This is a genomic window from Streptomyces mutomycini (assembly GCF_001700505.1).
GTDB lineage: Bacteria > Actinomycetota > Actinomycetes > Streptomycetales > Streptomycetaceae > Streptomyces > Streptomyces mutomycini.
This window is the reverse complement of the sequence record NZ_MAPV01000156.1, coordinates 1-19,870: the sequence shown is the minus strand read 5'-3', so window position 1 is coordinate 19,870 and position 19,870 is coordinate 1. Positions and strand designations below refer to the sequence as shown.

The 19,870-nt window shown below is 70.7% G+C and carries 18 protein-coding genes, 1 tRNA gene and 1 pseudogene; 10 read left to right on the top strand and 10 right to left on the bottom strand.

Annotated features, from left to right (window positions below; translation table 11 throughout):
* The 3 genes from BFF76_RS22220 to BFF76_RS22210 all read left to right on the top strand — a co-directional run.
* Nucleotides 1-287, top strand: a 287-nt coding sequence (locus tag BFF76_RS22220) for a helix-turn-helix domain-containing protein (RefSeq protein ID WP_141695643.1), incomplete at its 5' end; no start/stop codon positions are given.
* A gap of 38 nt (nucleotides 288-325) precedes the next feature.
* Nucleotides 326-790, top strand: a complete 465-nt coding sequence (locus tag BFF76_RS22215) for a roadblock/LC7 domain-containing protein (protein WP_031098753.1) — start codon at nucleotides 326-328, stop codon at nucleotides 788-790.
* Nucleotides 791-900: 110 nt separating this feature from the next.
* The gene (locus BFF76_RS22210) at nucleotides 901-1,275 is read left to right on the top strand and encodes a hypothetical protein (protein WP_031098751.1); all 375 of its coding nucleotides are present in this window, start codon (nucleotides 901-903) and stop codon (nucleotides 1,273-1,275) included.
* Between the two features lie 126 nt (nucleotides 1,276-1,401).
* Here BFF76_RS22210 and BFF76_RS22205 read toward each other — a convergent pair whose 3' ends face one another.
* On the bottom strand, nucleotides 1,402-2,241 hold the full coding sequence (locus BFF76_RS22205) for a MurR/RpiR family transcriptional regulator (protein ID WP_079122455.1): 840 nt from the start codon (nucleotides 2,239-2,241) through the stop codon (nucleotides 1,402-1,404).
* A gap of 188 nt (nucleotides 2,242-2,429) precedes the next feature.
* Between BFF76_RS22205 and BFF76_RS22200 the strand changes: the two genes are divergently transcribed.
* Nucleotides 2,430-3,011, top strand: coding sequence for a DsbA family protein (locus tag BFF76_RS22200; protein WP_053929147.1), 582 nt, complete (start codon nucleotides 2,430-2,432; stop codon nucleotides 3,009-3,011).
* Nucleotides 3,012-3,037: 26 nt separating this feature from the next.
* Here the strand turns inward: BFF76_RS22200 and BFF76_RS22195 are convergent, their stop codons facing one another.
* Both BFF76_RS22195 and BFF76_RS22190 read right to left on the bottom strand, forming a co-directional pair.
* Nucleotides 3,038-3,838, bottom strand: coding sequence for an SAM-dependent methyltransferase (locus BFF76_RS22195; protein ID WP_244167324.1), 801 nt, complete (start codon nucleotides 3,836-3,838; stop codon nucleotides 3,038-3,040).
* Between the two features lie 110 nt (nucleotides 3,839-3,948).
* Nucleotides 3,949-4,752 (bottom strand): maleylpyruvate isomerase family mycothiol-dependent enzyme, encoded by an 804-nt coding sequence (locus BFF76_RS22190; protein WP_031098740.1) that lies wholly within the window; start codon nucleotides 4,750-4,752, stop codon nucleotides 3,949-3,951.
* A 129-nt stretch (nucleotides 4,753-4,881) separates the two neighbouring features.
* Here BFF76_RS22190 and BFF76_RS22185 point away from each other — a divergent pair, with 129 nt between their 5' ends.
* Nucleotides 4,882-5,301: a hypothetical protein gene (locus BFF76_RS22185; protein ID WP_053929146.1), complete on the top strand. Its 420-nt coding sequence runs from the start codon at nucleotides 4,882-4,884 to the stop codon at nucleotides 5,299-5,301.
* Nucleotides 5,302-5,619: 318 nt separating this feature from the next.
* Here the strand turns inward: BFF76_RS22185 and BFF76_RS22180 are convergent, their stop codons facing one another.
* A complete protein-coding gene (locus BFF76_RS22180; RefSeq protein WP_031098738.1) occupies nucleotides 5,620-7,023 on the bottom strand; it encodes a cystathionine beta-synthase in 1,404 nt (467 codons plus the stop codon).
* A 155-nt stretch (nucleotides 7,024-7,178) separates the two neighbouring features.
* On the opposite strand from BFF76_RS22180, the gene BFF76_RS22175 reads away from it, so the two are divergent.
* From BFF76_RS22175 to BFF76_RS22165, 3 genes are all read left to right on the top strand, one after another.
* Complete coding sequence (locus BFF76_RS22175; protein ID WP_053929145.1) at nucleotides 7,179-8,222, top strand: SGNH/GDSL hydrolase family protein; 1,044 nt, start codon at nucleotides 7,179-7,181, stop codon at nucleotides 8,220-8,222.
* A 201-nt stretch (nucleotides 8,223-8,423) separates the two neighbouring features.
* Nucleotides 8,424-9,644: an acetyl-CoA C-acetyltransferase gene (locus tag BFF76_RS22170; protein ID WP_031098732.1), complete on the top strand. Its 1,221-nt coding sequence runs from the start codon at nucleotides 8,424-8,426 to the stop codon at nucleotides 9,642-9,644.
* Nucleotides 9,645-9,919: 275 nt separating this feature from the next.
* Entirely contained in the window at nucleotides 9,920-10,774 is an 855-nt protein-coding gene (locus BFF76_RS22165) for a hypothetical protein (protein WP_031098730.1), read from the top strand.
* Here the strand turns inward: BFF76_RS22165 and BFF76_RS22160 are convergent.
* The 3 genes from BFF76_RS22160 to BFF76_RS22150 all read right to left on the bottom strand — a co-directional run bounded on the left by BFF76_RS22160 (nucleotide 10,771) and on the right by BFF76_RS22150 (nucleotide 12,570).
* The gene (locus BFF76_RS22160; RefSeq protein WP_031098727.1) at nucleotides 10,771-11,100 is read right to left on the bottom strand and encodes a hypothetical protein; all 330 of its coding nucleotides are present in this window, start codon (nucleotides 11,098-11,100) and stop codon (nucleotides 10,771-10,773) included. The two genes, BFF76_RS22165 and BFF76_RS22160, sit on opposite strands and share 4 nt — an antisense overlap.
* Nucleotides 11,101-11,311: 211 nt before the next feature.
* A complete protein-coding gene (locus tag BFF76_RS22155) occupies nucleotides 11,312-12,199 on the bottom strand; it encodes a Bax inhibitor-1/YccA family protein (RefSeq protein ID WP_031098725.1) in 888 nt (295 codons plus the stop codon).
* 287 nt (nucleotides 12,200-12,486) lie between these two features.
* Nucleotides 12,487-12,570: transfer RNA gene (locus BFF76_RS22150), tRNA-Leu, on the bottom strand.
* 719 nt (nucleotides 12,571-13,289) lie between these two features.
* Here BFF76_RS22150 and BFF76_RS22140 point away from each other — a divergent pair.
* Nucleotides 13,290-14,057: an ABC transporter ATP-binding protein gene (locus BFF76_RS22140; RefSeq protein WP_031098722.1), complete on the top strand. Its 768-nt coding sequence runs from the start codon at nucleotides 13,290-13,292 to the stop codon at nucleotides 14,055-14,057.
* A gap of 56 nt (nucleotides 14,058-14,113) precedes the next feature.
* On the top strand, nucleotides 14,114-16,648 hold the full coding sequence (locus BFF76_RS22135) for an ABC transporter permease (RefSeq protein WP_065848905.1): 2,535 nt from the start codon (nucleotides 14,114-14,116) through the stop codon (nucleotides 16,646-16,648).
* 59 nt (nucleotides 16,649-16,707) lie between these two features.
* On the opposite strand, the gene BFF76_RS22130 is transcribed toward BFF76_RS22135, so the two are convergent.
* The 3 genes and pseudogenes from BFF76_RS22130 to BFF76_RS33980 form a co-directional block, all read right to left on the bottom strand.
* On the bottom strand, nucleotides 16,708-18,012 hold the full coding sequence (locus BFF76_RS22130; protein ID WP_065848909.1) for an SAM-dependent methyltransferase: 1,305 nt from the start codon (nucleotides 18,010-18,012) through the stop codon (nucleotides 16,708-16,710).
* A gap of 283 nt (nucleotides 18,013-18,295) precedes the next feature.
* A pseudogene (locus BFF76_RS22125) lies at nucleotides 18,296-19,340 on the bottom strand (NAD(P)/FAD-dependent oxidoreductase); the annotation flags it as partial.
* 2 nt (nucleotides 19,341-19,342) lie between these two features.
* Nucleotides 19,343-19,645, bottom strand: a 303-nt coding sequence (locus BFF76_RS33980) for an FAD-dependent oxidoreductase (RefSeq protein ID WP_244167323.1), incomplete at its 3' end; no start/stop codon positions are given.
* Nucleotides 19,646-19,870 lie beyond the last annotated feature (225 nt).

Genomic DNA, 19,870 nt, shown 5'->3' with positions numbered 1-19,870 from the left:
CCCACCCGGTGGACGCCCCGGTCCCCCCGCGCCAGCGCAGTGTCCTGGCCCTGGTGAACGGCGAGCGCACGGCGACCGACATCGCGCAGGAGCTGGGCCGCTCGGCCTTCCACACCCTGGTCGACCTGCGCCGGCTGGCGGCTGCCGGACTGGTCGAAGCGGTCCGTCCGCCCGCGGCCGGGTCCGCATCGGTGTCCGGGCAGAGCCGCGTCACGCTGCCCGAGGTCACGACCGACCCCGACGTCGCCCTGTTGCGCCGGCTCAGAGACGCATTGGAGGCCCTGTGATACGCGCGCTCAGACAGCGTGCCGGGAGGAGACAGCTGATGGTGCCCGAGGCCGAAGCGCAGGATGTCCTCGACGAGCTCCAGCGGTTACGCGCCCGGGTTCCGCTCCTGACCGGCGCACTGGCCGCCAGCACCGACGGCCTGGTCGTCGCCCATGACACCCCGGGCATCGAAGCCGAAGGCGTCGCCGCGCTGACCGCCGCCGCGCTCGGGGTCTCGATCCGTATGACCGACGCCACCGGCCGCGGGGGCTTCCGTGAACTCCTGATCCGCGGCGGGAGCGGCTACATCGCCACCTATGCGGCGGGCTCCTCCGCCGTCCTCACGCTGCTGGCCGAGGACCGCATCAACGTGGGCCGCCTCCACCTCGAAGGCCGCCGGGCGGGCGCGCGCATCGGCGAGATGGTGGACGCCGCGCAGGACAGCGCCGACCGCCCCGTGCCGGCTCCGCGCACGCAGCAGTCCCGGGCCCTGCCGCGCCGCACCACACCGGATGCCACATGACACCCGCATCTGACGACACGCCGCCCACGGGCGGACAACGCACCACCCGGCAGCGCACCACCCAGCAGCGGACCGGCCACCGGGCCGGCCAGGGAAAGGAAACGAGCACTATGGGCAACACCGAAACGTCACTGAAGAACGCGATGGCGTCGATCGAGGGGACCCTCGGTGTCGCACTCGTCGACTACACCAGCGGCATGGCACTGGGCACCCTCGGCGGGGGCAAGGAGTTCAACCTGGAGGTCGCGGCGGCCGGCAACACGGACGTCGTCCGGGCGAAGCTCCGGACGATGGAGCACCTGGGCATCAAGGACGAGATCGAGGACATCCTGATCACCCTCGGCACCCAGTACCACCTGATCAGGCTGCTCAAGACCCGTGGCGGCAACGGCCTGTTCCTCTACCTCGTGCTGGACGCCGGCAGAGCCAACCTCGCGATGGCGCGTCACCAGCTGCGGAAGATCGAAGCGGAACTGGAGGTCTGACCCGGAGTCCTCACCGACGGTGACGCCGCGCCCACCGGGTGCGGCGTCCCCCGCCCCGACAGGTACAGATGAACGGTGTCCGCGGCGGAAGGCGGCAGGCCCTGACCCCGGTCACCGCGACTGCGGCTACTCGACGAACAGTCCCCGCGCTGCGGCCCTCGCGTCGAACTCCTCCAGCCGGGCCTGCGCCTCGGGCAGCCCGTCGCACATGGCCTCCAGCAGCACCCGCCCCAGCAGCATCGGCGCACACGCGGTGTCGAACGCCAGCCCGGTCCCCACGGCGGCCGGGATCAGCAGATCGCTGTGGGCCGCCACCGGAGCGAACGCCGAGTCGGCCACGGTCACCACGGTCAGCCCCTGCTCCCGCGCATACGCCAGCGCGTCCACGGCCTCACGCGGGTACCGGGGCAGCGCGAAGCACATCAGGGCACTCGCGCCCGCCCTCCTGGCACCGTCGATGCGGTCGTGCAGCATGCTGCCGCCCTCGTCGACGACCCGGACGTCCGGGTGCACCTTGGCGGCGAAGTACCCGAACCCCCGGGCCTGCGAGGACGCGGCCCGCAGTCCGAGCACGAGCAGCGGCCTGGACCCGGCGAGCAGCCGCCCGGCCCGCTCCACCGGGGCCGGATCGGCGAGCAGTTCGGACAGCTGGCGCAGATTCTCGATCTCCGCCCGGACCGCCTGCTGGTACTCGTTGAAGCGGTCCTCCACGCCGCCCCCCTCGGCCGCCCCGGCAGGCGCGACCTCCCTCAGGTGCTTGCGCAGCGCGGGGTACCCGTCGAAGCCGAGCGCAACGGCGAAGCGGGTGACGGACGGCTGGCTGACCCCGGCCAGCTCCACACTCGACAGGAACGGGGCGTCGGCGGCCCGCCGCACCATGGAGTGCGCGATCCGCCGCTGGGTGGGCGTGAGCCGCTGCCCCTCGAAGAGCCGCTGCAACCGCGCAGCCGGGCTGCTCCCGCTCATGCTGTCCCCTCCAGAGATCCTGCTGATCTGTCGGACCGGTCCGGCACCGAGAAATCCATTCAGCCAGCAAGCGGTCTGCATGTCCATATACAGCCCCCGGTCCGGACCCGGCCCCGACGGCTTCCCGCCGCGGGGCGGACCGGGCCGCTCGCATTGCGGGACCGCCCTCCCCTGCCGACCCTGGGGTCATGATCCCAGCCAATACGAGAGGGCCGGGCGGCGTCATCGTCCGCTACGGCGACACGGATGCCGCGCACGTGCTGAGCGTCTACGCCGACCTGCGCTGCCCCTTCTGCAAGCGCATGGAGCTCGGCCTCGGAGCCGTGATGGAGCGCGCCGCCGACGAGGGCAGATTCGCGGTGGACCACCATTTCGGCACGTTCATCGACGACTCCTCGGGCGGCAGCGGCTCCCTGGAGGCACTGGCCGCGCTGGGAGCCGCAGCCGACGAGGGACAGAAGCCGTTCATGCTGTTCCTGCGGGCGCTGTACGCCGATCAGCCCAGCGAGGACGTCGACGCCTTCGCCGACCGGGACTTCCTGCTGCGGCTGGCCGACGAGGTCGAGGCACTGCACACCGACGCCTTCCGGCAGAAGGTCATGGAGCGCACCTACCTGCCGTGGGCGGCACAGGTGGCGGCGGCCTTCGGGACGAGCGGCGTACGGTCCACGCCCACGGTCCTGATCGACGACACCCCGGTCCCCGTCATCAACAGCCTGGGATACGCGGTCACGCCCGAGGCCTTCCTGGCCGAGGTGACCCCCGTGTGAGGACCGGGCCCGCCCGGCGCCGGCCGTCAGGCCTTGCGCGCGACGCCGCTGAACATGGCGACCTCGTCCGGCAGGCCGCCGTCGCCGTCCGGCTCGGCGCGCCACCGGCTGCACGAGACCACGCCGGGCTCGAGGAGCTCCAGACCGTCGAAGAACCGGGTGACGTCGGCGGGAGTCCGCTGCGTCAGCCTGGGCGTGCCGTTCTCGTTCCAGAACGCGACGGCCGCGTCCACATCGGGCATCGACGGGTCGGTGATCGTGTGGGAGAGGACGAGGTGGCTCCCGGACGGCAGGGCGTCCATGAGCCGGCGGACGAGGCCGTACGCCTGGTCGTCGTCCTCGATGAAGATGACCACGCCGAGCAGGACGAGGGCGACCGGCCGGCTGAGGTCCAGGGTCTTCGCCGCGTGCTCCAGGATGACGTCGACGTTGCGCAGGTCCTCGTCGAGGTAGTCGGTCCTGCCTTCGGGCGTGCTGGTGAGCAGAGCGCGCGCGTGGGCGAGCACCAGCGGGTCGTTGTCGACGTAGACGATGCGGGACTCCGGCGCGAGCCGCTGGGCGACCTCGTGGGTGTTGTCCGCCGTCGGCAGGCCGGTGCCTATGTCGAGGAACTGCCGGATCCCGCGGTCGGCGACCAGATGGCGTACCGCACGTCCGAGGAACAGCCGGTCCGCCTGCGCGTAGTCGCCGATGCCCGGGTGCAGCTCACGGATGTGGTCACCGGCCGCCCGGTCGACCGGATAGTTGTCCTTGCCGCCCAGCCAGTAGTTCCAGATCCGGGCGGTGTGGGGCTGCGTCGTGTTGATCCGGTCCGCCTGGTCGGGCACTGGTCCTCCTGGTGAAGTCGGCCTGGGCACATCGTCAACACGCAGCCTACAGAGCCCTGTTGTGCCTGATGGGCCGGGCAGCGGCCGGTCGGCGCGCTGCCCGGCAGTCGTCAGAAGACGACGCGTGCCGCCGTCAGGGCAGCCTGCGCCCCGAGATCACCCTCCAGCTCCAGGCGGCCGCGCGCCGCCCGCCCCGACAGGTGCCTGGCGAAGTCGACCGCGTCCGCGTGCAGGGTGGCCGCCGGGGTGCCGATGCCCACCAGGCGGCGCCCTCCCGCCGGCCCGTGGAGGTCGACCTCCACCGCGGGGCCCGTCCAGGCAAGGGCCAGGTCCAGCACCACCTGGTCCACGATCTCCCGGTCGTGCCCGTCGAGGACCGGCTCGGCCCCGGTGGCGTCCGCGAGGTCCATCCGGTGCATCCAGGTGTCACGGACCACGAGGACGTTGCCGAGGTAGTCCACCGAGTCGTCGGGCAGGTCCCTCGCCTCCGGGTAGAGCCAGCTCAGCCTCATCCTGCGCCGGGCCGGGGCGGGCATGCGGCGCAGGGCGATCAGGCCCTGGGGTGCGAAGTGGGCCAGCGCACCGATCAGTTCACGCCCCGGAACGGCCTGCCGGTCCTCGATCTGGACCTCGTTGTGCCCGTCGAGCCGGCCCAGGTGCGGATGGATTCTGGCGGCCCGCCGGATGCGGCGCAGGGCGACCCAGGGGCGTGGCAGTTCCTCGTACTGACCGACGGTGTGGGCAAGCATGTCCCGGACCGTCCAGCCGGTGCAGGCGGTCGGTCGGCGCCAGTCCTCGTCGGAGAGCTCACGGAACGTCGAGAGCGTCGCCCGCAGCTCCGCCTCGTTGACCAGGCGTGCTGTCGCCCCGGACGTGCGGGGGATGACACGGGCGGAGGTCGTCGTGGTGGGCATGGGCGTGCCTCCCGTCTTCCGGCAACAACGCTACGCCGACGGGGCACGGCCCGCCCTGCGCGGGAGCCCGTCGAAAGAGGGGGGCTGGCCCCACTGACGCGGGGGCCCGCAATTCGTACCGTGAAGCGCATGGAAGCCCGTGACCCTGAGCTCCGGCGAGAGCTGGACGCCACCCTGAAGGCCCGCAGCGAGCTGGGGCCCGAATACGAGTCCGCGCTCATCGAATCGTTCCTGGACAAGGTCGAGCAGCGACTCGCCGGGACGCACGACCTGCGGACGAGGCGGCACCTCGCCGAGCAGCGGACGGCCGCCGCCCGGGGCGGTGAGCGGCCTGCCGCGCCCGCCGGCACCTTCGGGGAGCGCTTCGGCTTCGGGGCCGTATCGCTGGTCCTGGCCATTCCGCTGTCCGCGATCGGCGTCGCGAACGCCGGGATCGACGGGCTCGTCGTGGCCTGGCTGGGAATCTTCGGTGTGAACGCCGTGCACGCCGCGCGCGTGTGGCCATGGGCCCGGGAAAGGCGGCGGGCCCCGGCCGACTGGGACGGCTGAGACCGGCAAGACGGCCGGGACGGCCGCTGAGGACCTGAGTGCCCGCGCGCATGAATAGTCGCGGGGACCGCCGCACCCCCGGTTGCCCGGGGGGCGGGACGACGGCGGTCCCCGCGAGGAACGCGGTCCCGGGTCAGGGCCGGGTGCCGCGTCCGGGCGACGGTGGAGGTCCGGGAGCCGCTCCGTAGTCCGTGTCGCCGTATCGGGTGCCGGCGGGTTTCCCTGCCGACACCCATCACTCTGCCGGAGCCGTGTTAAGCCGGTGCTGCGTCGACGTGTCGCGCTCGTACCGATTTCGCGAAGCCCCGGGATGCGCGCTCACTGCTTGGGAGCTGCGTCCTTCGCGAGGAAGGCCAGCAGGTCCTGCCTGCTCACGACGCCCGTGGGCTTGCCCTCGACGAGGACGATCGCCGCGTCGGCACCGTTCGTGCCGCCGAGCACGGCCATCAGGTCCTCGACCGGTTCACCGGAGCCGACCTGCGGCAGCGGGGCCGACATGTGCTTCTCCAGGGGGTCGGTCAGCGTGGCCCGCTGCGTGAACAGCGCGTCCAGGAGCTCACGCTCCACGACGGAGCCGATGACCTCGGCGGCCATCACGTCGGGGTGCCCCGCGCCCGGCTTCACGATCGGCATCTGGGAGACGCCGTACTCCCGGAGGACGTCGATGGCATCGCCGACGGTCTCCTCGGGGTGCATGTGGACGAGTGAGGGGAGCGGCCCCTCCTTGAAGTCGAGGACGGCGCCGACCCGAGCGGACGGGCCGGTGTCCTCCAGGAAGCCGTAGTCGGCCATCCACTCGTCGTTGAAGATCTTGCTCATGTAGCCGCGGCCGCTGTCCGGCAGCAGGACGACCACCACGTCCTCGGGGCCGAGGCGCTTGGCGACCTCGAGGGCCGCGACGACCGCCATGCCGCAGGAGCCGCCGACGAGCAGCCCCTCCTCCTTGGCGAGGCGGCGGGTCATCTGGAAGGAGTCCTTGTCCGAGACCGCGACGATCTCGTCCGTGACCGTGCGGTCGTAGGCGCTCGGCCAGAAGTCCTCACCGACCCCCTCCACGAGGTACGGGCGTCCCGAACCCCCGGAGTAGACCGAGCCCTCGGGGTCCGCGCCGACGACCCGCACGCCGTTCTCGCTGACCTCCTTGAGGTAGCGGCCCGTACCGCTGATCGTGCCGCCCGTGCCGACGCCCGCGACGAAGTGGGTGATCTTCCCCTCCGTCTGCTCCCAGAGCTCCGGGCCCGTCGTCTCGTAGTGCGAGCGCGGGTTGTTGGGGTTGGAGTACTGGTCGGGCTTCCAGGCCCCCGGCGTCTCGCGGACCAGGCGGTCGGAGACGTTGTAGTACGAGTCCGGGTGGTCCGGGTCGACGGCCGTCGGGCAGACGACGACCTCCGCGCCGTATGCGCGCAGCACGTTGATCTTGTCCGTGGACACCTTGTCCGGGCAGACGAAGATGCACTTGTAGCCCTTCTGCTGGGCGACGATGGCGAGCCCGACGCCCGTGTTGCCGCTGGTCGGCTCCACGATCGTGCCGCCGGGCAGCAGCTCACCGCTCTCCTCGGCCGCCTCGATCATGCGCAGCGCGATGCGGTCCTTCACCGACCCGCCTGGGTTGAAGTACTCGACCTTGGCCAGGACCGTCGCCTGAATGCCTGCCGACACATTGCGCAGCCTGACCAGCGGGGTGTTGCCGACAAGACTGATCATCGAATCGTGGAATTGCACCGTGTACTCCGGGGTCTCCGAGATGGTCAGGCAAGAGTATGCGTACGAGCAGGAGATTGGACGAAGCGATTGAGTTACGCCCTCCACGGGGCAGGTAGTGCTGTGTACGGCTGTGCGGCACGGAGGAGGTGGACCGGACTGTGTCGAGAGCGAGGGTGGCACGGCGGATCGCAGCGGGTGCGGCCTATGGGGGCGGCAGCGTCGGGCTGATCGGTGCGGCGACGGTGGGCCTGGTGATGGCTGAGGTGCGTCTGGCGAAGCGGCAGGTGGGCGGGGGCAGCGCGCCGGTCCCGCCGAGTGCGGACGGACGGTACGGAGTGGCGTTCGCAGGCCCTTCGGATCCGTTGCGCTTCGTCCTGCTGGGCGACTCGACGGCCGCCGGCCAGGGGGTGCGGAGAGCCGGCCAGACCCCGGGGGCGCTGCTGGCCTCCGGGATGGCGGCGGTGGCCGAGCGGCCGGTGGATTTCCGCAACGTCGCCCTGCCGGGTGCCCGGTCGGACGATCTGGAGCGGCAGGTGTCCCTGGTACTGGCGGATCCGTCCGGGGTGCCCGACGTCTGCGTGATCATGATCGGCGCGAACGACGTCACCCACCGGATGCCCGCGACGCTCTCGGTGCGCTGTCTGAGCACGGCCGTACGGAGGCTGCGCACGGCCGGCGCCGAGGTGGTCGTCGGCACCTGCCCGGACCTGGGCACGATCGAGCCGGTCTACCAGCCGTTGCGGTGGCTCGCCCGGCGGGTGAGCCGGCAGCTGGCCGCGGCCCAGACGATCGGCGCGGTGGAACAGGGCGGACGGACGGTCTCACTGGGCGACCTGCTCGGCCCGGAGTTCGAGGCGAACCCGCGTGAGCTCTTCGGCCCGGACAACTACCACCCCTCGGCCGAGGGGTACGCGACCGCCGCGATGGCGATGCTGCCGACCCTGTGCGCGTCCCTCGGCCTGTGGCCGGAGTCCGACCGGCTGGACGGCTCGCGCCGCGAGGGCATGCTGCCGGTCGCGAAGGCGGCGTCCAGGGCTGCGCGGGAGGCCGGCACCGAGGTGACGGCGGCACGCGCGCCGTGGGCCCTGCTCAAGCACCGCAGGCGCCGGCGTCTGCCCGCCCACACGGAACCGGAGGCGCACGAGGACCGGGACCCGGACACGGGGGACGGGCCGTTGCGCGGGCACGGGTCGGGGGCGACATGGCGGCGGGCGTGACCGCGGCGCCTCTCGGCGGGTGAGAGATGCGGAGGAGGGGCGACGCGAAGCACGGTGCGGAGGAACAATGCGGGCACCTGAGCGGTTGCTTAGAAAAGAGGTCCGCATCACATCGCCTGTCGGGTGACCTCAGCTATACGTCCGGGTAACTTCCAAGGCAGCCCAGCCTTTCCTGCCGTCCAGCCCTCATGGAGCCGCGTGATGCCCGAAGCCGTGATCGTCTCTGCTGCCCGTTCGCCGATCGGCCGGGCCTTCAAGGGGTCCCTCAAGGACCTGCGCGCGGACGACCTGACCGCGACCATCATCCAGACCGCGCTGGCCAAGGTCCCCGAGCTGGACCCGAGGGACATCGACGACCTGATGCTCGGCTGCGGCCTCCCCGGCGGCGAGCAGGGCAACAACCTGGGCCGCATCGTCGCCGTACAGATGGGGATGGACCACCTCCCCGGCTGTACGGTCACCCGCTACTGCTCCTCCTCGCTGCAGACCAGCCGCATGGCGCTGCACGCCATCAAGGCCGGCGAGGGCGACGTCTTCATCTCCGCCGGCGTCGAGATGGTGTCCCGGTTCGCGAAGGGCAACTCCGACAACCTGCCGGACACGCACAACCCGCTCTTCGCCGAGGCCGAGGCCCGCACGGCGGCCCGCGCCGAGGAGTCGGGGGCGAGCTGGACCGACCCGCGCGAGGAGGGCCTGGTCCCGGACGCGTACATCTCGATGGGGCAGACCGCCGAGAACCTCGCCCGGATCAAGGGCATCACCCGTCAGGACATGGACGAGTTCGGCGTGCGGTCGCAGAACCTCGCCGAGGAAGCCCTCAAGAACGGTTTCTGGGAGCGCGAGATCACCCCCGTGACCACGCCGGACGGCACGGTCGTCTCGAAGGACGACGGCCCCCGCGCGGGCGTCACCCTGGAGGGCGTGCAGGGCCTGAAGCCCGCCTTCCGCCCCGACGGTCTCGTCACCGCGGCCAACTGCTGCCCGCTCAACGACGGCGCCGCCGCCCTCGTGATCATGTCCGACACCAAGGCGCGCGAGCTGGGCCTGACGCCGCTGGCCCGGATCGTCTCGACCGGCGTCTCCGGCCTGTCCCCCGAGATCATGGGCTACGGGCCGGTCGAGGCCAGCAAGCAGGCGCTGAAGCGCGCCGGGCTGACCATCGACGACATCGATCTGGCCGAGATCAACGAGGCGTTCGCCGCCCAGGCCATCCCGTCCTACCGGGACCTCGGCCTGCCGCTGGACAAGGTCAACGTCAACGGCGGCGCGATCGCCGTCGGCCACCCCTTCGGCATGACCGGCGCACGCATCACCGGCACGCTGATCAACAGCCTTCAGTTCCACGACAAGCAGTTCGGCCTGGAGACGATGTGCGTGGGCGGCGGCCAGGGCATGGCCATGGTCATCGAGCGGCTGAGCTGACCCGTAGCCGTAGCGGTGGGCAGGGGCGCCCGGACCGGCTCCGCCCTCCCGCGCGGGGCCCTTTTTGAACCGGCCCGAGCCCCGACCGTGACCGAATCTCCCCCAGGATGTGATCTGCGTCCCGGGGGAGAGTCGTTTCTGCAGGTCACACAAGCCACAGGACTAAACACCGGGCCCAAAGTCCTGTCCAATTCGTGACGTAATGCACTGACAGCAGGTGCCGGTACAGGACAAGCTGATGTAGGAAGTCGGGGGTGTCGATTGAATCCGGGAGTATGTCAGTGAGCGCCATGCCGTTTGCCCTGTTGCTGACCACCGCCGCTGCCACGGCCGTCGGCGCCGCCGCTCTGCACGCTGCTCACGGGCTGCGCAAGCAGGTCACAGCCCTGCGCACGGAGCTGGCGGAAGGACGGAGTCTTCACGCATCCGTGCCCGAACAGCAGAACCGGAACTCCCACACGCCCGCCGAGGAGATACGCGCGGCGGTCGCCGACGCACTCGCCGAGGAGCGGGAGCGGGAGCTCGCCGAGGCCCGCGCCTTCTGGGCGGCCCAGGAGGCGCGTGACGCCGCCGACGCCCCGTCACTGCTGGGCGGGCTCGGCGACGACGTCCCGTTCTTCATGCCCCGGCAGGCGGACTTCGCGGGCCTGGAGGCGATGGACCTCGAAGCGAGTGACGCCCTGGACGAGCTGGCGGAACTGGCGGAGCTCACCGACATGCCCGAGGTGGCCGAGTACGCGGAGTTCGCCGAGGACTCCCCCGAGCTGGCCGCGGCCCGTCGCCGCCACCCCTCGCACCCGGACTTCGTCCCCGTGCAGACACCCGTGGTCACCGACCACGAGCGTACCGTGAACCGCCTGGAGCGGCTCGCCGATACCGCTACGGAGCTCACGGACGTGCGCCCCGGCCCCCTCGGGACGCTCGATGTGTACGTCTTCGCCGACGGCACCACGCTCTGCATGACCCCGGGTCACCGGGAGACCGCCGAGCGGCTCGCCGACTCGCTGCGCTCCGGTGAGCAGCCGGTGCTGCTGGGCGGTTCCGGGGTCTCCGGCGCCTACGCGCTGACGTTCTCGTGCGGCAGGGACAACGTCTACATCCTCGCCGACCGCGTCATCGCCTCGTTCTAGCGCGGCCCGGGTGCGAACGCCCGCCCCGCCGCCTCCTCGACACGACGCACGGCCTCGTCCAGCTCCTGGGACGAGGCCGTTTCCAGTGCCACGGCCAGGTCCCGGCCCGCGACCGCGAGCTGGTCACCGACGGCGAATATCCCGACGTCCGGCATGATCCTCGGCTCCCGGTCCGGCGCTTCGGCACGCTGGGCGCGGGCGGACAGCTCCCTGGCCGTCAGCAGCGCCTCGGCGGCGACACCGCGCTGCAGCCGGCTCTGCGGGGTGCTCCGCAGACGGTCGGCGAATCGGTCCACGGCAGTGATCAGGGGGGTCGTATCGAGCACGCCGTGACCCTACGCGCCCCCACCGGATCGTTGCCAACGCGCCGGTGCTGGGACACGGCGCCGGGAAGGACCAGCAACACGTACTGCGTCGGAGGCACCGATGTCTCAGGTCTTCTCCGAGGAAACCCGTCGCGACCTGCTCTCCCGGATCCCCCACGACGGAACGGCCCGCAGNNCTGCGGGCCGTTCCGTCGTGGTCGCGCCTACGGGGTCAGTCGTCCCCGTTGAGGATGGAGAGCAGACGCAGCATCTCCAGGTAGATCCACACCAGGGTCAGGGTGAGGCCGAAGGCCGCCAGCCAGGACTCCTCGCGCGGTGCGCCGACGTTGATGCCGTCCTCGACCTGCTTGAAGTCCAGGGCCAGGAAGCACGCACCGAGGATGATGCCGATGACTCCGAAGAGGATGCCGAGGCCGCCGCTGCGGAAGCCCAGGCCGTCACCGCCGCCGAACACGGAGAACAGCAGGTTGACCATCATCAGGAGCACGAAGCCCATGGCCGCGGCCATCACGAAGCCGTAGAAACGGCGGGTGACGCGGATCCAGCGCATCTTGTACGCGATGAGGACACCGGCGAAGACACACATGGTGCCCATCACCGCCTGCATCACCGTGCCGGGGCTGATGTAGGTGCTGACCGTGCTGGAGATCACCCCGAGGAAGACACCCTCGAAGGCCGCGTAGGCGAGGATCAGCGCCGGCGACGCCTTGCGCTTGAAGGACTGGATGATCGCGAAGACGAACGCCACCAGCGCCGCGCCGATGGCGATGCCGTAGGACTTGCCGAGATTGGCCTCGTCGACCGGCAGCAGGGCCCAGGAGAGCGCGGCGGTGAGCACCACGGTGCCCAGCGTCATCGCCGTACGCGTGACGACGTCGTCGATCGTCATCGCACCGGAGCGCGCCGGAGCCTGCGGGGCGCCGTACTGGGTGTCCTGCTGGGCGTAGGGGTTCGTGGCGTACGGGTTGGCGGCGGTGCCCTGCGCGTACGGGTTGGCACCCGCTGCGGGGACCCCGGCCTGCGGCGCCGCGTTGAAGCCCGCGTAGCCGTTGTCGCGGCTGAACCCCCGTCGCGAGAAGACCGGGTTGCTGCTCCTCATTTCACTCCTCCATGGCCACCGTGCGCGGCCTTGCGTCAAGAGTAATGGGTAGGCAAAACAATCACCCTAGTGCCAGAGGAGGATCTTTACGGAGATCGTGGCCTCCGGCGCGGGTACGGGAACCTCGTACCCGCGTGGCGGACCCGCAAAAGGCGGACGGAAGCCCCCGGGAGCGGCCTACGCGCCGCTCGGACGGTCACCCAGCGTGTTCACCTCGCGGGAGGGTCGGTTCCGCCGAACGGCTCCCGGCCCTCCGGGCCCCACGCACCCACGCCTCTGCGAGCGAGTGCCCGGAGCCGGACTCGAACCGGCACGCCCCCGAGGAGGCAGCGAGGTTTAAGCTCGCCGTGTCTGCATTCCACCACCCGGGCGTGGGCGCGCGGCTCCGCGTTTGGCACATGACCCTATCCGGGGGCATCCCTCGAACAGCGGAACGCCCACTCGATGTTGTCTTATTTTATTGATCGTGTGAGGGTCCGTCAGACACCTCGTACGGCATCAGCACATGCCCCGCCCGGCCAACGGGGATGAACCCCGGCAAACGGGAATGACGGAAACTCGCCGCACTCGCACGGCCCCCGCGCCATGGGCCCCGCCACCGTTCGCCAGGGTTCCGCCACCTCACCCCTCGTCGAGGCCGTCGGCACGGCGGAGGACAGGCCGTGAGCCCGGTGTCTCCAGGCCCTTCGGCGCCGGGCCCGCGGCAGGGAAGACTGCGCTCCCGCCGGGCAGCAGCGTGACGGGCACGTCCTGCGCCGCGGCCGCCGGATCGCGCCGGACAGGGAAGAGCGCGAGACCACGCGGCAGCGTCCGCGCGGTCGCCGTGACCCGGCAGCCGATCCCCGATCGGTCACCCTGGGTGACCACTGGGGCGCGGCGCCCGTCCGGTGCCCCGCAGATCCCCGCCCCGCCCCGCCGGGGGACCGGCGGGAGTCGGGGTCGGTCTCCTACCTCAGGACTACGCCGGCACCCGGCGGATGCGACTCAAGAGTGCCCGGGGAACGGGCACGAGGGCTGACGCCCTGACGCGTCGCGGCGGCAACGATGGAGGGGTCCCCGCGAGCCTGTCGTACGAACCAGGAGTACCCCTGTGACCACCACCACCGCCCACCGCACCACCGCGGTCGCCGCCCGCGCCACGGAGCTGTCGAAGGTCTACGGCCAGGGTGAGACCCAGGTCGTCGCCCTCGACCGGGTGACCGTGGACTTCCCGCAGGGGGAATTCACCGCGATCATGGGCCCGTCGGGTTCCGGCAAGTCCACGCTGATGCACTGCGTGGCCGGTCTCGACAGCTTCAGCAGCGGCTCCGTACGCATCGGCGAGACCGAGCTGGGGACGCTGAAGGACAAGCAGCTCACGCAGCTTCGCCGGGACAAGATCGGCTTCATCTTCCAGGCCTTCAACCTGCTGCCGACCCTGACGGCGCTGGAGAACATCACCCTGCCGATGGACATCGCCGGACGTAAGCCGGACGCCGCGTGGTTGCAGAAGGTCATCGACATGGTGGGCCTCTCCGACCGCCTGAAGCACCGCCCCACCGAGCTCTCCGGCGGCCAGCAGCAGCGCGTCGCGGTCGCCCGCGCCCTGGCCTCGCAGCCGGAGATCATCTTCGGTGACGAGCCGACCGGGAACCTCGACTCCCGCTCCGGCGCCGAGGTCCTCGGCTTCCTGCGCAACTCGGTGCGTGAGCTCGGCCAGACCGTGGTGATGGTGACCCACGACCCGGTGGCCGCCTCCTACGCGGACCGGGTGGTCTTCCTCGCGGACGGCGCGGTCGTCGACCAGATGCTGCACCCCACCGCGGACGGGGTCCTGGACCGGATGAAGGCGTTCGACACGAAGGGCCGCACCAGCTGACACGGCACCAGCCGCCCCCCGTCCCCCTTCCGGAACCCATCCCAGGACACACAGACATGTTCCGTACCGCCCTGCGCAATGTGCTCGCGCACAAGGCCAGGCTGCTGATGACCGTGCTCGCCGTCATGCTCGGCGTAGCGTTCGTCTCCGGCACCCTCGTCTTCACCGACACCCTCGGCAACGCCTTCCGCAACCAGTCCGCCAAGAGCTACGCCGACGTCGCCGTCGCCGTCACGACGTGGGCCGAGCGCGGCGACGAGGAGACCCCGGGCGTCGACGAGGCCACGCTCAAGAAGATCAAGGAAATCGACGGGGTGGCGGAGGCCACCGGACGCGTCTCCGGATTCGCCGGCGTCGCCGACACCAAGGGCAAGCTCATCGGCGACGGCTGGTCCAACACCGGCTCGAACTTCTCCCCCGGCGCCGGCGGCAAGGACGCGCAGTACACGTTCACCGACGGCACGGGGCCGGTGCGGGCCGGCCAGATCGCCCTCGACCAGGAGACCGCGCGCAAGGGCGAGTACCGCGTGGGCGGGCCGGTGCGGGTCGCGACCAACGGGCCGGTGAAGGAGTACACCCTCTCCGGTGTCTTCACCACCGAGGACGGCGCCGTGAACGCGGGCGGCAGCCTGGTCCTCTTCGACACCGAGGTCGCCCAGAAGCTCTACCTGCGGCCCGGTGAGTTCAAGGACGTCACCGTGACCGCCGCGGCCGGCGCGTCCGACCAGCAGCTGCTGAAAGCGGTGAAGCCGCTCCTCCCGAAGTACGCCGAGGCCAAGACGGGCACGGCCCTCGCGGACGAGGAGGCCGAGATGACCGAGACCGGTCTGAAGAGCCTCAACGCGATGCTGCTGGCCTTCGCGGCCATCGCGCTCTTCGTCGGCGTCTTCCTGATCGCCAACACCTTCACCATGCTGATCGCCCAGCGCACCAAGGAACTCGCCCTGATGCGCGCCGTCGGCGCCTCCCGCCGGCAGGTCAAGCGGGCCATCCTGCTCGAAGCCGCTGTGGTCGGTCTGATCGCCTCAATAATCGGCTTCCTTCTCGGCGTCGGCCTCGCGGCCGGACTGCGCTCCGCGATGGGCATGTTCGGCGGGAAGATCCCGGCCGGTCCGCTGGTCGTCTCCCCCACCGCGGTCGCCTCCGCGTTCGCGGTCGGTGTGCTGATCACCGTGTTCGCCGCCTGGCTGCCCGCCCGTCGGGCCGCCAAGATCCCGCCGGTGGCGGCGATGAGCAGCGTGCACGCGGTGGCCACCACCAAGTCCCTGGTCGTGCGGAACTCGATCGGCGGGGTGATCACCCTGCTCGGATCCGCAGCGGTCGTCGCCGGTGCCGCTCAGGGCGACGAGAACGGCCGGTGGGTCATCGGTGGCGGGGCCTTCCTCGCCCTCACCGGCGTCATCGTGCTCATCCCGCTGCTCTCACGGCCGGTGATCGCCCTGGTGCGTCCGCTGCTGCGGCGGCTGTTCGGGGTCTCCGGAAAGCTGGCCGCGCAGAACGCGGTCCGCAATCCGCGCCGCACCGGAGCGACCGCCTCCGCCCTGGCGATCGGGCTCACCCTGGTCACCGGCATCTCCGTGCTCGGCGTCACGCTCGGCCAGGCCATCGACAAGATGACCACGGACAACATCCGCGCCGACTACATGGTGTCGATGGCCAGCGGGGACGCGCTCGACGAGACGGCCCTCACCGCACTGCGCGAGGCCGACGGCGTCGCGGCGGCCTCCCCCCAGCGGTCCGTCTGGTTCTACACCGGCAAGGACGAGGAGGCTGTCTCCGCCTCCGGAGTCACCCCGGGCGACGTCGAGAAGGTCTTCGACCTGAAGACGGTCTCCGGGTCGCTGTCCTCCCTGAAGGACGGCGAGATCGCCGTCGACCGCGAGACCGCGAAGTCGCACGGCTGGAAGACGGGTGACAGCGTCCCCGTGACCTTCCAGGACGAGAAGAAGGAGACCCTGAAGGTCGGCGCGCTCTACGAGGGCAACGAGTTCCTCTCCCCGGTCCTGATCCCCGAGGCCGTCGTCGACCCGCACGAGACCCTCTCCGACATCCGCGAGATCTGGCTGACCATGGACGGCGGCGCGAGCGACGCCAACGAGGCGGCCGTGATCGACGCCCTCGGCGACAACCCGGCCATGAGCGTCGTGGACCAGCAGGGAATCCGGGACATGTTCGGCGGGTTCATCAACACCGCGCTGAACATCATGTACGGGCTGCTGGCGATGGCCCTGGTGATCGCCGTACTCGGGGTGGTCAACACGCTGGCCATGTCGGTCTTCGAACGCCAGCAGGAGATCGGCATGCTGCGGGCGATCGGCCTGGACCGTCGCAGGGTGAAGCGCATGATCCGGCTGGAGGCCGTCGTCATCTCGCTCTTCGGAGCGGTGGTCGGAGTGACCCTCGGTACGTTCCTCGGCTGGGCGATCGGGAAGAGCCTCTCCGCCTCGATCCCGGGCTACGCCCTGGTCGTCCCGTGGGACCGGCTCGCGCTCTTCCTGGTGCTGGCGGGCCTGGTGGGTGTGCTGGCCTCACTGTGGCCGGCCCGCAGCGGCGCGAAGCTGAACATGCTGACGGCGATCAAGACCGAGTAGCCGTCGGCGGAAGGGCCGGCACCCGCGGTGGCGGGTGCCGGCCCTTCCGCGTTCCCGGGTCAGCCGTTCGCCGACGCCTTCCAGACACGGGCGCGCAGCGGCATGGCCGCCGCACCGCCCTCCCGCGGACGCACCGCGAGGATCTGGTTGACGCCGATCTTGTTGTGCTCGAAGGAGAGTGCGGAGGCGGCCATGTAGAGCCGCCACACCCTGGCCCGTCCGGGCGACGTGGCCCGTACGGCCTCCTTCCAGTTCTCCTCCAGGTTGGCCACCCACCGGCGCAGGGTCAGTGCGTAGTGCTCGCGGATCGCCTCGACGTCCCGGGCCTCGAAGCCGGCCTCCTCCAGGGTGGCGACGGTGCGGCCCACCGGGGCCAGTTCGCCGTCGGGGAAGACGTAGGCGTCGATGAAGTCGTCGACGCGGTAGGCCGACTCGTCCTTCTCCGACCGGCGGGCGATCTGGTGGTTGAGCAGCCGGCCGCCGGGCTTGAGGAGGGCGTAGAGGTCGTCGGCGTACTCACGGAAGCGCACCGAGCCGACGTGCTCGGCCATTCCGATCGAGGAGACGGCGTCGTAGGGGCCGTCCCTGACGTCCCGGTAGTCCTGGACCCTGATCTCGATACGGTCGGTGAGGCCCTCCTCCGCGATGCGCTTACGGGCGAAGGCGGCCTGCTCCGCGGAGAGGGTCACCCCGGTGACCCGGGCGCCGTACTCACGGGCGGCGTGGATGGCCATGGAGCCCCAGCCGCAGCCGACGTCGAGGAGCCGGTCGCCCTCCTCGAGGGCGAGCTTGCGGCAGACCAGGTCGAGCTTGTCGCGCTGGGCTTCCTCGAGTGTGCCGCCGTCCTGCCAGTAGGCGCAGGAGTAGACCATGGAGGGGCCGAGGACCATCGCGTAGAAGTCGTTGCCCACGTCGTAGTGGTGGCTGATGGCTTCCTTGTCGCGGCGTCTGGTGTGGAGCGGACCGGTGCGGCGGCGGACCTCCTCGGCGGGCGGGGGCGGCGGCGGCCAGGGGCCCGCCAGTCGGAGGAGTCCGCGGGCGAACTCCCGTACCTTCGGGTCGCGGACGGGGTGGACGCGGTCCTTCGCGTCGGCGCCGCGCTCCCAGAGCAGCGAGGCCACGGCGTCCAGGGCGGCGTACAGATCCCCGTCCACGTCGATCTCGCCGGCCACCCAGGCCCGGGCCAGGCCCAGTTCGCCCGGCTTCCACAGCAGCCGGCGCAGGGCGCGGCGGTGGCGCAGGACGAGGGTGGGCGCACCCGGCGGCCCGGATTCGCTGCCGTCCCAGGCCCGGATCCGGACCGACAGGGGTTCTCCCAGCAACTCTTCGGCGAGAGCGGTCAGCCGCGACGCGGCGTCGGCCATGGTGCACACCTCCGTGGTGGTGTTTCCGAACGTGCCCAAATTCGCATATACACATCCGAACCGGGCCGCGACACCTCGGGGCCGCGGCGAGGTACACCGGCGTCAACGCTCGTCCGCACCCGTGCCATCCCCCTCCGGGGCAAGGGAACGGCAAAATACTTGCACTCACCACCTGGTTGTGGGGGTTCAGGAGCGCCGCATGAGGGCCCGCCGGGTTCCGGAAACACCGAAGGGGCCGTCCGCACCACGGATGGCGGACGACCCCTTCGGTGACGTACAGGCGCTAGGAGGCGTTCGCCTTCTCGCCGGACTTGCTCTTGTCGCCGTCGGCCTTGGCCGCGACCGGCGCGGGGCTCGGCTTGGCGGCCTCGTAGAACTCCTCGCGCGGAGTCTCCATGGCGCCGAGCGAGACGACCTCACGCTTCAGGAACATCGCCAGCGTCCAGTCGGCGAAGATCCGGATCTTGCGGTTCCAGGTCGGCATGGCCATGCCGTGGTAGCCACGGTGCATGTACCAGGCGAGACGGCCCTTGACCTTGATCTTCACCTTGCCCACGACGATCATCGCGACGCCCTTGTGGAGCCCGAGACCGGCGACCGCACCCTTGTTGGCGTGGCTGTACTCCTTCTGCGGGAAGCCCCGCATGCCGGAGATGACGTTGTCACCGAGGACCTTGGCCTGACGCAGCGCGTGCTGGGCGTTCGGCGGGCACCAGGCGTTCGGGTTGCCGGCGCGGCGGCCGACCATGTCCGGCACCTGGGCGTTGTCGCCCGCGGCCCAGATGTAGTCGGTGCCCTGCACCTGGAGCTTCTCGGAGGTGTCCACGTGACCACGCGGGCCGAGCGGCAGGCCGAAGCGGGCCAGTGCCGGGTTCGGCTTCACGCCGGCCGTCCACACGATCGTGCTGGAGTCGACCTCGAGGCCGTTCTTCAGCACCACGTGGCCGTCGACGCAGGAGTCCATGGAGGTCGAGAGGTAGACCTCGACACCACGGCTCTCCAGGTGCTCCTTGCCGTACGCGCCCAGCTTCGGGCCGACCTCGGGAAGGATCTTGTCGGCGGCGTCGACCAGGATGAAGCGCATGTCCTCGCGCTTCACGCTCGTGTAGTACTTGGCCGCGTCGCGCGCCATGTCCTCGACCTCGCCGATGGTCTCCGCGCCGGCGAAGCCGCCGCCCACGAAGACGAACGTCAGCGCCTTGCGGCGGACGTCCTCATCGGTCGTCGAGTCGGCCTTGTCCAGCTGCTCGAGGACGTGGTTGCGCAGACCGATGGACTCCTCGATGCCCTTCATGCCGATGCCCTGCTCGGCGAGGCCGGGGATCGGGNNGGCCTCGCCGACGAGCGGCGCGACCGTGGCGACCTTGCGGTCCTGATCGATGGTCGTGACACGGCCGGTGAGAACCTCTGCCTTGGGCAGGACGCGTCGCAGCGGGACGACGACATGCCGAGGCGAGATGCTGCCGGCAGCAGCTTCGGGGAGGAAGGGCTGGTACGTCATGTACGAGCGCGGGTCGACGACCGTGACGGTCGCCTCTCCATACCGCATCTTCTTCAGAATGCGACGAGCTGCGTACAGGCCTACGTACCCACCGCCTACAACGAGGATCCTGGGACGCTCCGTGGTGCTCATGCCATCGAGTATCCACCCCCCTCGGGGGGCATGCTCGTGAGCCCCTTCACAAGGTATCCGCCACCCTCTGCTACACTTCGCCGCCCACGTGACCGAGGTCATGGTGCGGAAGGGGAACCACACGCCCCTGGCGAACGTTGTTCACCACTTGTGAGCTGGCCCTTGAGCAGTCATCCGGGATGAACCACCTGCCCGGGACACGCCCCCGCCACACCCCCGAAACAC